Origin of the sequence: Pseudoalteromonas luteoviolacea NCIMB 1942, from assembly GCF_001625595.1 — a bacterium.
In the GTDB taxonomy this organism is placed as follows: Bacteria; Pseudomonadota; Gammaproteobacteria; order Enterobacterales; family Alteromonadaceae; genus Pseudoalteromonas; species Pseudoalteromonas luteoviolacea_A.
The window spans coordinates 1-11,593 of record NZ_AUXT01000022.1 but is presented as its reverse complement, the minus strand read 5'-3'; the positions used below and the strand labels follow the sequence as shown (position 1 = coordinate 11,593).

Genomic DNA, 11,593 nt, shown 5'->3' with positions numbered 1-11,593 from the left:
TTAACTGATCGGCATTAAGCTTGTAGCTGGCATTTTTTCTTTTCGAGTTCACTTTTGAGCGAGCATTACAAAGGCAGGCACTATTTTTCTAATCACAGCTTTTTTGCGGGCTCTTTGTTGTAGGCCTTATGAAGTAGGGTAGTTAATTGTTTAGAATCGGGCAAAAATGTAGAATTAATTTTAGAAACACATACTCCCGGAGTCCATGAGTTCATTACCGCCGCACCTTTTAGGTCTGATAATCTGGCAAGGGTGATGTATTCATGCCTCTGAGGTATATTGAGGTTCGATAATTGGCGCTGAACAATGGACATCATAGTGCCCTGCAGCATGAGCGCCTTGGGCCAGATAACTGTTTCGCCGTCCCAAAAAGCCAGATTCCAAATCGTCCCTTCACTTAAATGGCCAGCGTTATTCATAAATACCGCATCGTCAAACCCCCGTTTAATTGCTTGGTGTAAATAGTAAGTTTTACCAATTTCGCCCACGTGTTTAATCTCTGCCAAGGGCCGCTCATGATTGATAACAGACAAGGTAAGTGGGCCTGAAGGACCTTGTTCTGGGGCCGAACTCTTAATCAACACGGAAGGCGTAATGTTCATGCTGGATGCTGTGAATTCACCATTGGGTGAGAACATCGTTATTGTGAGTGATTGATCCTCTGGTCCTTGTTCAATGGCTGAGCGAATGTAATTCTGGACGGTGTCATTGGAAAGTGCATAACCGTAGAGCTTTTGAGATGCTTGCTTGAGTCTTTCCAAGTGTAAATCTAGCCCTTTGATTTGCTTATTTCGAATCTGTATGGATGTGAAGTGCGCAAATCCTCCAAACGCTAAGCTTGATGTTTCTGAATCAGTGATTGTTTGTCCGTTTAAAAGTAGGTGAGTATGAGAAGTTGGGGTATTCATGTAGTTATTTCCTAGTTGAAATCTGTACCTTATGTAACTAGCATAAGCCCTGACAGCGCTGTGAGGGTCAATAGGGAAGTATGAAAATAGGTGAATTATCCGTTAAATCGGGCGTGAGTATTCGAATGCTACGCTACTATGAAGAAAGAGGGTTACTGAAGCCAAAACGAACAGCTTCAGGTTATCGAGATTATGATGAAGAAGAGCTCCGCACTTTAGAGCGAATAAAGTTACTCGCAAGCGCAGGCATGAACTTAAATACCATTCTCGTATTCTTACCTTGCATAAGAGGCGACCAGCACGTATTTGAACCTTGTGATGAGCTTATCGACTTGTTGCATGACCAAATTAAAATGGTCAATGAGGAGGTCGCTAAATTATCTCATAGCAAAACGGTCTTAGAGCACTTCTTATATGAAATAGAAAATGCTAAATAAGCGAATTTCTTTAACTCGATTTGAGTTCACAGTGTACTTATTCAGTGTTATCGTTATTGTTTTTCATAGGAAATATTAGAAAAGGAGCAAAGTTGAGTTCAGTAGACTTGTTTGTGAAAGGTAACTATTTTAAAGCGCAAATCACGCATATTGAGCCCACATTAGAGGCTGCGTTCGTAGATTTTGGGGCACAAAGGCATGGGTTTTTACCCCTAAAAGATATAGAGGGGTATGATAGAAGCGTGCATAAAGTGGGTACGGAGCTAATTATTAGCATTGAGAAGCCAGAATACAAATTAAAAGGTGCAGCTGTAAAAGCGCATAAAGTGGCGCCTGATGGGGTTACTGTTCACAGGTTAGTCAGCCCAAAAGCACACAGCTCGAATGGCGTGGGGTGTTCTTGGCCTTAACATTAATTGTTGCGGCTGGTATATTGTACCTAATAATGTTACTTGTAAATTTGAACACATTGTCTCAGGTTACCAAAGGTGCATGATTGACAGTGTTCGATGCCACTTAGGAATAAATATACTATGAAGTTATTTGTGAGTTTATTTTCTATCAGCTTATTGACAGCCTGTAGCACTAGCACCTTTTTGGATGTCAGTGAGTTTGAAGTAGACGTTGAAAAATACCTGTCTTGCAGCTCTGCCAAAAAGGCATATGCAGCTGCGCTTGATGACAATGGCGTTTGGGGGAGTGGGTTTAGTTACGGCTTTCCAACCCAACAGCTTGCAAATAAAAGAGCACTTGAAGAGTGTGAAATGCAACGAAGCAAACATAACATACAAGCAGAGTGTGTTGTTTATTTTGAAGGAAATAAGTCAGTACGAGAGCTCTAATTGTGAGTCTAGGCAGTAGGAATTGCGAAAAATTAAGCCATTAACTTTTTTAAGAGTTCGGGATACTGAATTGAGTTAATGGCCATAAGACAGCTCTAGTTCAATGATATCTTGGTTGACTTCAATTACTTGCTCTAAGAGCATATGTTGATCTTTGACGTCTGAGAGTTTCCATGCAAATGGTTTAAGCGGCCGTATTTGTTTTATAAGTTCACCTTCCAAATTGTACATAGACAAGTACCTTGAGGTTGGGTCATAGCTATAAAACTTGCTTTGATATAGCTCTAAGCTTTTGCCATTTAACGCGGGCATGTATCCGGGTTTGTGAGCATCAATTGGTCGAGCTATGCGAAACACTTTGCCATCTAAATGGCTAAAATATAGAGCGTGGTCGGTAGACCATGTATTGATAACCCCCTCAATTGGGAGAAGGGTGAAGCGTAATGTCTTTAAATCTAGAGTCAGCAGAGCGCGCGCGTTTGCCGCTGTTGCAGTGACCAGTAAGTTCGAAGTTTGGTGCCAGCCGGCAACTTTCTCCAACAGAACGGGGGCATTGATGCTTTGTGTGTTTCCTTCTAAATCGATTAATTTGAGTAACCCATTGCTCACAAGGGCGATTTGCTTGCCATCAGGAGACCAAGTGAGTTGCTCAATATGGCTATTATTCGCAAAATCACTTAACTGCATTGCCTGCGCGCCATCCCATAGCCAGACTTCATCGTTACCACTTATTGCCGAGACAAATGCAATCAGGTCGCCGAAGGGCTGAAATTTTGCAGACTTTTCGGGGCTTTTTGTGCGTGCAAAACTTTTGTATGGCTGCACACTTTGATTGATCCCAGATTGTAGTGGGGGGTTGTGTTGTGTATAAATTGGCACGTTGGCAATATCAGTGTCTTTGTACCCAGTAATAGCAACGACTTGAACATTTGTAGGGTGCTTGTCGACACTTATGATGTTTTGCAGCAGAGGTTTATATTCGCTTAGCTCACCGTCCATACTCAAGTGATACAAAGCTCCGTCACTCACGGCCAATAAGGTATTCCCATCAATTGAATAGCGAATTACGAATTGTGCTTGAGGGTATTTATCTGATTGAAATTTTAGGGTGTTTTGCTGCAAAACTCTACCTTGCTCATTCAGTATGCTCAACACATGCTCAGAATCAGGATTAAAACCAATGACTGCATATTGCGACTGAACAGGAGAATAGTCATAGCTATAAATGGAAAGAGCCGAGGGAGCGAACAAAACGTCACTTTGTTGATTTAGTGCGTTGTAAATAAATAACCCTGAGTTGCCTTGTTCTGTTTTCAAAAAAGAATATTGGTGGTTTGGCAGTGCAATTGGACGCGTAATCGACTGATTTTGACATTGATAGCGCACCGCAGAGGGTTGTGGAGAGCTTAACGATTCTGCAAAATCTAGGCTGTTGATCTGCCAACAGTTTGCGCTTTGGGGCTCAAATTCTATTGCCTTTTGGTCACAGTTTTGTTGCTGTGTAAAAATGACACTTCGGCCATCAAAAGTAAATCGAGTGTCTCTATAAAACCCTGCTTGCTTGCTCAGTCTGGACTCAGTCCCTGTTTTTAAATTTTTGGCCCAAATATGGCTGTAACACGATTGGGTTTGACGGTTAAATACAATGTACTGTCCATTTGGGCTGTATGAGACATCACTTTCAAATGAATCAGTATGAGTTATTGTTTTTATCGATTTTATTTTTGGTTCTAAGGGGGTAATGAAAACAGCGAAAAATAGCCCGAATGAAATGAGCAGAACTACAAGAGCTGGCCATTTCCAGATCCCTTTGAATTTTTGTGGAACCCTAGTCACTGCACTTTGCTCTGTTTGTGCTTGTTGCCATTGCACATCAACCATGAGCCTGTAGCCAATTTTAGGGTGAGTCGCGATAAGGCGAGGCGCTTTGGCGTTATCACCAAGTACCTTGCGTAATCTTGCTATACAACGTTGTAGGGCGTTGGGTACCACTTCGGAGCCTTGCCAAACCTGATCCATAATCTGTTGGTGACTGACGACTTGCTGAGCGTTTTGTGCGAGCAAAAGTAAGACTTGAAGCACCTTGGGTTCTACTTTAATGCTACCTGCTTCACCCGTTACCTCTGAAAGAGACATATTTATAAGGTAACCATCGATGATAAAACGCTGAGGTAAGGTCATATATTAACAATTGCAGGCCTGAATAAGCATGAGTATATGGATATGTACAGCTGATGTCGAGCTTCAGTCAATATTCTAACTCATTGTTAATTATAGATATCAGCTATTAATCATGATTTCATCAGCCCCCCATTGTTGTACTTTAGTTAGCCTTGCACAAAGTAGAGGCTCTGATTTTGCACAAGTTAAGGAGTCATACTGTGTGCGTATTTTCACAAACTAACTTTACAAAGAAACTGGGCGTTACGTCTTATGTGCTTGGCTGTTTATTGACTTTTGATTGTCAAGGGGCCACAGCCGATGACACGGTTAATAATATTATAAAACGTGCCGTTGAAGCCTATGGCGGAGATACTTTGATGTCGCTTGAGCAGTTGCAGATTGAAGAGCAGTTATATCGATTCTCTGAAGGTCAAAGCGGATTTGCAGCACACGGTGCGCATGGCATTCAGTTGTATACTTACCATCAGCAACTGAAAATCAACTACATTTCGAAAACAAAAATCTTTAAGCGAAGTGACCAAAACTTAATCGGTAACTACGGTTACTATGATATGACAGTCGTTGACAGACGGTTTGGAGGTGAAAAAGGCTTTCATATTGACCACTGCATGCAGACATTTCAGCCAACCACTCGGATTAATTGGGACTCAGTCTCACTCGACATGGAAGCGGCTGTAGACTCTTTAATTGTTAAAGCTTTGGCCGAGTCAACAACACAAATGGAACGTAAAGGTACCATGCTGATAAAAGGTCGCATTCACGATGTACTAAGTATGACGAAAAACGACAGTCAACACACGATGTTTTTTGACAGCAAAACAGGTCTGTTATCGAGGGTTGTACGCAAAAAAAGTAATACTAAAACACGTTACGATTTTCTAAACCATACACAAAACAACCTTGGCATTGTTTGGGCAAACCAAACCATGATAAGTAACGATGGTCACCCATATAAGCATGTAACGTCTCGAAAAGTGACCGTGAACGATACAAACGGCTCATTGATTTTAAAGCCAAAAAAGTATCGACGTAAGCCTGCAGTCAAATTCTTGGATTTTGTAGAACCCAGCATCAATCAAGTTGCAGAAGGTGTGTATTTGGTTGGTCAGGATTGGGGGTTTACCTTGTTTGTGGATGTTGGAGCGTCGTATATTTCCATGGGGTCTTGGCAAATGCCCAACGACGCATTCACTTGGCAGCAGCGCTTAGCGCATTTACATCAATATACGGGGAATAAGAAACCTGTATCCCAATTTATCGTTACTCATCATCATGACGACCATTTAATGGGCTTGCATGATGTGATTAAACACGGCGCTCAATTGCTGCTTTTATCTGAGCATGTTGAGGCGGTGCAATCAAGTCAACGATTACCAGTGGCGCCAAAAAAGCTGACTTTAGTTGAAGATGCCACGGAGTTGGCGCATGGCAAAGTTCAGGTTTTTGATGTACCAAGTAGTCATGCTGATCATAACTTAGTCATTTACTTGCCCGAGCAAAAGGTGCTATTTGCAGAAGATATGTATGGGAGTAGTTTGGAGGCAGGGTTTCATTCGCCAAACAGTTGGCCAAGTCGCGATGTGTACTACCGTTCAGAAACTCTTGAACAGAAGATAAACTCTTTGGGGCTAGATGTGCAGAAATATGTGTCGTCACATCATGGAAGAGTGTTGTCTAACGATGAGTTTAATCAGGCTCTAGGGTATGTTTGTCCGAATAATAAAGAGTTAGTAGGCAGGTTGTACAGCGAATAAGGTAGCACTTTAGAGTCGATTAACCTGTACAGTAGAAGTTGATATTGGCTCTAATGTACAGGTTTGCTGAAAGACAACACCTAGCGACATCGCTACTTATTTAACTTTTTCAAATTTAAATCATGAAAGTTGTAAGAGAAGTCAGTACTGCGGCTTACGGCTTTCATTTTAATTCCTGAAACCTCACCTTTAAAGTTAACCTCAAAGTTGACGTACGCGTCGGCATTAAGGGTTCTGTCTGTCCATTTTGCGATGAAACGATTTCCATCAATATGTATGAGTTTTCCAGTGAGCGCTTTGCTACGAGAAAAGTTGATTAATAGTGCGTTGTCATTTATTTCAATTGATACTTCACCATACCAACTGTCATGGAAGACACCCGTGTAGCTGTCGAGCGATAAGGTAGGAGGCCTTTTTGAAGCTTCGGTAGTCTTGTACTTGTCTGTCTTTGTATTTTTTTGCATTGCGGCATAGCGTTTTCTGCCTTCTATATAGATATCAATGTAATCGGTTGGTTGATCTGTTACATAGCTTTCTAAAATCGTTGCCGTAAGGCCTTGAGCCGCTCTGGACCATTGGTTTGTCAATGCGATAACAGCGATGTTTTTCTCTGGTAAAAAGGCCATATGAGACGTCATACCCTGTACAGCACCGCCATGCGAAACATGCAAATGACCGTGAAAATCCATAAGCCGCCAGCCTAAGCCATAAGCTTGAAAGTGCGTTTGAGAGTATTTTTTAGCGAGATTCGATACTTGTTGTAAGGTCACAGGACGCCACATTTCTTGTTGTTGCTGTATTGAAATAAGTGGCTCTCCATTTGGCAGCTTACCTTGTGCGAGGTGCATTTGCGCCCACTTAGCCATGCCCTTGATATTACAGTTGACTAAGTCTGCGTTTTTGAAAAATGTGGTTTTTAACTTCCCATCAACTTCCATATGAGGTGTGGCGCGCAGAGCAGGCTCAGCAACACGCTTGGAATGGGCCACACAGTCCTCCATATCTAGAGGTGCTAGCAGCTCTTTGTCTACAAATTGGTCCCAAGGCATGCCTGACGCAACTCGGATGACTTCTGCCGCTACGATATACATTAAATTGTCATATGCATATTGTGACCTGAATGAACTCTGAGGCTTTAAAAACCGAAGTGCAGCGATGATTTCATCTGGTGTGGCTTTTGCGTCGGGCCACTGAAGTAGGTCTCCGGCTCCTAGAGGCAACCCTGAGCGATGAGTTAATAAATCTCGGATTGTAAACTCACGAGTGACCCAAGGGTCGTACATTTGAAAGTTGGGTAAATGGTCTATGACTTTATCATCCCAATTAAGCTTATTACGATCAACTAAAAGGGCAAGTGCGGCTGTCCTGAATGACTTAGTGATAGAGCCGACTTGAAATAATGTGCCTGTATCGACAAGGTCGCCATTATTTATAGATTTAACCCCATATCCCTTTGCATGGATGACTTCATTATCTTTTACTATTGCGAGCGCCACGCCAGGGACATTAAGTTCGCGTTGCGCCTTTTTGACTAACGAATCCACTTGATTTTGATTGAATCCTGCACATTGTGCTTGTGGTATCAAGAGTGTTTGCAACAATATAAATCCAGTGCAAACTGATTTTTTGATATAGTTCATTGATATAGGCCCTCTTTAAAGCGTATTGATAACTTTTAAGGACAATAACAATTACTTTTTATATTTCTAGCACTTATATGCAAACGGTAGCTAATTTTCTGCAAGTGGTATCGCACTCTAAGCACCTGCTAAGTAAAAGTAAAGCGACAAGAGTTTGGATTGCAAACACACGATTAGTTATCCTTTTATTTGTCACAATGGCTTGCTTAATATCGTTAGACACGCATGCATCAACATATAATAAGCTTTCTATTCAATCAGTTAAAGTCTGTGAAGGAGGTAAAACAGAAGGACAAGTAACCGGGTTTTTCAAAACAAAGTGCGAAGAGAGGTCGCTGAGTGAGGTCAACGAGTATGACAAGCTTATATGGGTAGGTGCATTATTTGATGCAGACGAGTCATTGATGCAGCGTAACAAGCCCTTAGGGTTGTTATTTCTGCAAAAGCCGCGGCTGAATTTTATTTGAATGGTCAAATGATTGGGCGAAATGGTTTGCCTTCAGCAATCCCTTCTGACGAGATTGCCGGGGCAATGGATTATGTCGCATACTTACCAGCCAATTTACTCAAAGCACACAATAATGAGTTGGTGATAAAGCTGTCATCACACCATAACTTGATAGGTTTTGAGCAACTAATACAGCGTATAATCATTAGCGATTATGCGTCACCTCAAAATATCGTCCTTCGAAATTATTTGCCGTCATTTATCCCACTGGGAATATTATTAATTGGATTGGTCTATACACTACCATTAGTGCTGACTGGTACGGTCTCTCAATATAACCTACTACTACCATTATTGACGACTGTTGTGATGGCCCAACTAGTAACAGAGCTCTTGCGCGGGTTAATAGCATACAACTATCCGGTTCATGAATTTAGAGTCTTGTCGATTTTTGCATTAGGTTCACTCAGCGGTGTTTGCTTACTTGTCTATCTAGCGCACGCTTTTCTAAACAAAGGCAGAAAGAGACTCGTGTTGTCGGCTTTATGTTTAACATTAGCTGCCGTATATCAATCTAATTCTATAGAGCAGAGCACTATTTTTGCGATTCAGATCTCTGCATTTATTTGTTTAGTTTTAGCTGTATATGCAACTTTTTATAAGCGTCAATCAGCGTTAGCGCACGCTGTTGCTCTTTTTATTTTTTCAATGCTTATCGCTTTCATGCCTGGTAAATTCCTTGATGTTTACTTCTACTATTTTGTCTCTTTACTGTTACTTTATTTCCTAGTGCAGCATGCAATTGCATACAGGAATGAAAAAGTACAAAGGCTTTCAGAGCAAAGCAGAGCAGACCGCCTGCAGCGTGCTTTGGACGACTATTCTGAAGCGAGGCAACCTACTAAAATCATGCTGAATCACTCCGGCAAAGTTGAGTGGTTTTCTGCCGATCAGATCTGCTTTTGCAAAGGGGCAAGAGATTATGTGGAAGTGAATATTGCTGATGCACAGAGTATTTTACATAGTGAAAGTTTAAGCACAATGGAAGAAAAATTACCCGCTTTGTTTTTACGAGTTCATCGTTCCTACCTTGTAAATACACACTATGTACAGTCACTTGAAAAATCTACTTCTGGTGGAGGCATACTCACTTTAACAACAGGGGCTGAAATCCCTGTAAGTCGAAGAATAATGCCCAAAGTACGTAAGGTATTAATTTAAACTTTTTGCGTAGAAGGACTAATAACGCTGGTGACTATTAGTTATTGAGTGTAGTTGTTGAGTGAAGTTCATACAAAAATTTCGAACAAATCCATGGTGGTGTGGTCTATAGTGTCGACCATTTAAAAGGAGATTGATATGAAAACAATACTTGGCATTATAATAACATTGCTTTGTTTTTCGGCTTTTGCAGCTTATGAGCCGTATACCTATCGGCATGAACCTGTTGAACTTACATTTGACCCTAACATTTTGCCTGAGAGTAAAAAGGTTTGGGTTGCGCTGCCCCAAGGCTACCATCGTCCAGAGAACGCTCAAAAGCGCTACCCGGTTGTGTATATAACTGATGGAGCGGTTTATCAGTTTATAACAGCTGAAAGTATGTGGTTTGCAAATATTGTGGGGCACATACCACAGGCAATACTCGTGGCGATTGATACGCGACAAAACAGATCTAGAGATCTAACCCCCACAGTACCAAATGATGGCCATAGCACACCAAACACTACGGGGCAAAGTGCAAGATTCCAAGACTTTATACACAGTGAAGTCGTACCGTATATCGACAATAAATACCGCACAAATGATTTTAGAGTGCTAGCAGGGCATTCATTGGGTGGCCTGTTTACAATGACAGCTGCACTTAACGAGCAGGTCCAAGATACTTTCAAATCATACATCGCACTTGACCCTTCCATGTGGTGGGACAATGCCACTCTCGTAAATCAAGTCGAGCTATCTGCGAGTTTATTTAATTCAAAGGCATATAATATTTATGTAGCTGCGGGTCATGACCATGATGGAGCCGGTGATTTCTTAGCAGACTACTTAGCACATATTCAAGCGATTGCTCGCACAGGTCACTTGCTATTAGCTGCAAGCAAGACAAAAGGCACCTATGAGGTATTTCAGGATGAGAATCATATGTCGATGTTACATCAGAGCCTTTACAAAGGGCTAAGAGCTGCATTTGAGTGCTATCCTGTTACTTGCGACAAGTCTGTCAGCCAAGGCCAAAAGCAAATTCACATTAAAGGATTTGGCACGAGCTATAAACGGCTTTTTTATAACCATTGAGTGGTTGTAACCCTTTCAAAATTAAAATAGGCTTCTGCTGCTGTGGAGGCCTAGTCCAGGCATACCACGGTTAGTGTAAAATCCTGCTATCAGCGTAAAATAGGTAGGGTATTATCACTATGATTCAAAGAGTAAACATATATGTTTCTAACTTAATCTAAAGGAGTAAAGATGATTCTTGCAGTTGCGCAATGCGGTTCAATTCGTGGAGATGTTGAGTCTAATATAGATGAACACCTGAGATATATACAAGAAGCAAGCAAACACGGCGTTAACTACCTAGTTTTTCCTGAGTTGTCTCTGACGGGCTATGAACCAGAATTGGCAAATGAGTTAGCTTTTACCGAAGACGATGACCGTTTAGCGCCATTAATTGATGCAGCAAAACAATGCAATTTGTCGATTGGTGTTGGTGCACCTCTGAAAACAATAGGGTCGCCCAAGATAGGTTTGATATTAATTCATGGCACTGGAGTGGTCGAAACATACGAAAAGATGTTTTTACATGACGGTGAAGAGAAGTATTTTACCAATGGTGATAAGCACCACTTATTTCAAGTAGGAAAGCATAGCATTGCAAATGCTATCTGCGCAGATACCATTAATCCTCAACACGCGCAATCTTGCGCAGCTCTGGGAGCAAGCGTATATATTGCTGGCGTACTCGTTACCCCGCAGGGTTATAACAAAGATGCAAAAATGTGGTCTAGTTATGCATCTGAATATGGGTTGTTGGTGGCGATTGCCAATTACAGCAAGCCGAGTGGCGGCCTAGATACTGCTGGCAAAAGCGCCATTTGGTTCAAAAATAACCTTATTGCACAGGTCAAGCAATGCGAAGATGCGCTGGTTATTGCACAAGCGGGCAGTGACTCATGGGTTGGCAAGGTATATCCCATGTAACGTAAACTCGGGTCATTGGATTTCTATACAGAGCTTGGTGGCGTCATAAACAACACGTTAGGTAGTTAATGTGGATGTAAAATCAGCCCTGTCAAAGTATCCGTAGGTAGTGTTCAAAAATCTGTGTCATTTCAGTAAACTGGTAAAAATAGGAATGACGCATGACAACTCAATTCAAC

The 11,593-nt window shown here is 41.6% G+C and carries 11 protein-coding genes; 8 read left to right on the top strand and 3 right to left on the bottom strand.

Translation table 11 applies throughout. From position 1 onward, the window contains the following. Positions 1-92: 92 nt before the first annotated feature. Positions 93-908: an aminotransferase class IV family protein gene (locus N482_RS02065; protein ID WP_063375507.1), complete on the bottom strand. Its 816-nt coding sequence runs from the start codon at positions 906-908 to the stop codon at positions 93-95. Between the two features lie 80 nt (positions 909-988). Between N482_RS02065 and N482_RS02060 the strand changes: the two genes are divergently transcribed. The 3 genes from N482_RS02060 (at position 989) to N482_RS02050 (ending at position 2,187) form a co-directional block, all read left to right on the top strand. Beyond that, on the top strand, positions 989-1,345 hold the full coding sequence (locus tag N482_RS02060; RefSeq protein WP_063375506.1) for a MerR family transcriptional regulator: 357 nt from the start codon (positions 989-991) through the stop codon (positions 1,343-1,345). A 92-nt stretch (positions 1,346-1,437) separates the two neighbouring features. Beyond that, positions 1,438-1,755 carry a S1 RNA-binding domain-containing protein gene (locus tag N482_RS25975; protein WP_063375505.1) on the top strand — a complete coding sequence of 106 codons (318 nt, stop codon included), beginning with the start codon at positions 1,438-1,440 and terminating at the stop codon, positions 1,753-1,755. A 123-nt stretch (positions 1,756-1,878) separates the two neighbouring features. Next, positions 1,879-2,187 (top strand): hypothetical protein, encoded by a 309-nt coding sequence (locus tag N482_RS02050; RefSeq protein ID WP_063375504.1) that lies wholly within the window; start codon positions 1,879-1,881, stop codon positions 2,185-2,187. 75 nt (positions 2,188-2,262) lie between these two features. Here N482_RS02050 and N482_RS02045 read toward each other — a convergent pair whose 3' ends face one another. After that, on the bottom strand, positions 2,263-4,368 hold the full coding sequence (locus tag N482_RS02045; RefSeq protein WP_063375503.1) for a winged helix-turn-helix domain-containing protein: 2,106 nt from the start codon (positions 4,366-4,368) through the stop codon (positions 2,263-2,265). Between the two features lie 200 nt (positions 4,369-4,568). Here N482_RS02045 and N482_RS02040 point away from each other — a divergent pair, with 200 nt between their 5' ends. Further along, on the top strand, positions 4,569-6,125 hold the full coding sequence (locus N482_RS02040) for an MBL fold metallo-hydrolase (protein WP_063375502.1): 1,557 nt from the start codon (positions 4,569-4,571) through the stop codon (positions 6,123-6,125). A 92-nt stretch (positions 6,126-6,217) separates the two neighbouring features. Here N482_RS02040 and N482_RS02035 read toward each other — a convergent pair whose 3' ends face one another. Continuing rightward, positions 6,218-7,765, bottom strand: a complete 1,548-nt coding sequence (locus tag N482_RS02035) for a serine hydrolase (RefSeq protein ID WP_063375501.1) — start codon at positions 7,763-7,765, stop codon at positions 6,218-6,220. 77 nt (positions 7,766-7,842) lie between these two features. Between N482_RS02035 and N482_RS02030 the strand changes: the two genes are divergently transcribed. The 4 genes from N482_RS02030 (at position 7,843) to N482_RS02015 (ending at position 11,414) form a co-directional block, all read left to right on the top strand. After that, positions 7,843-8,232 carry a hypothetical protein gene (locus N482_RS02030; RefSeq protein ID WP_063375500.1) on the top strand — a complete coding sequence of 130 codons (390 nt, stop codon included), beginning with the start codon at positions 7,843-7,845 and terminating at the stop codon, positions 8,230-8,232. A gap of 26 nt (positions 8,233-8,258) precedes the next feature. Beyond that, positions 8,259-9,434, top strand: a complete 1,176-nt coding sequence (locus N482_RS02025; RefSeq protein WP_196765287.1) for a LytR/AlgR family response regulator transcription factor — start codon at positions 8,259-8,261, stop codon at positions 9,432-9,434. Positions 9,435-9,572: 138 nt separating this feature from the next. Continuing rightward, on the top strand, positions 9,573-10,511 hold the full coding sequence (locus N482_RS02020; protein ID WP_063375498.1) for an alpha/beta hydrolase: 939 nt from the start codon (positions 9,573-9,575) through the stop codon (positions 10,509-10,511). A gap of 171 nt (positions 10,512-10,682) precedes the next feature. Beyond that, the gene (locus tag N482_RS02015; protein WP_063375497.1) at positions 10,683-11,414 is read left to right on the top strand and encodes a carbon-nitrogen hydrolase family protein; all 732 of its coding nucleotides are present in this window, start codon (positions 10,683-10,685) and stop codon (positions 11,412-11,414) included. The last annotated feature ends 179 nt before the right edge of the window (positions 11,415-11,593 follow it).

Coding starts and splice junctions, on each gene's coding strand:
- N482_RS02065 (WP_063375507.1), bottom strand. CDS start 908: ATGAATACCCCAACTTCTCATACTCACCTACTTTTAAACGGACAAACA.
- N482_RS02060 (WP_063375506.1), top strand. CDS start 989: ATGAAAATAGGTGAATTATCCGTTAAATCGGGCGTGAGTATTCGAATG.
- N482_RS02050 (WP_063375504.1), top strand. CDS start 1,879: ATGAAGTTATTTGTGAGTTTATTTTCTATCAGCTTATTGACAGCCTGT.
- N482_RS02045 (WP_063375503.1), bottom strand. CDS start 4,368: ATGACCTTACCTCAGCGTTTTATCATCGATGGTTACCTTATAAATATG.
- N482_RS02035 (WP_063375501.1), bottom strand. CDS start 7,765: ATGAACTATATCAAAAAATCAGTTTGCACTGGATTTATATTGTTGCAA.
- N482_RS02030 (WP_063375500.1), top strand. CDS start 7,843: ATGCAAACGGTAGCTAATTTTCTGCAAGTGGTATCGCACTCTAAGCAC.
- N482_RS02020 (WP_063375498.1), top strand. CDS start 9,573: ATGAAAACAATACTTGGCATTATAATAACATTGCTTTGTTTTTCGGCT.
- N482_RS02015 (WP_063375497.1), top strand. CDS start 10,683: ATGATTCTTGCAGTTGCGCAATGCGGTTCAATTCGTGGAGATGTTGAG.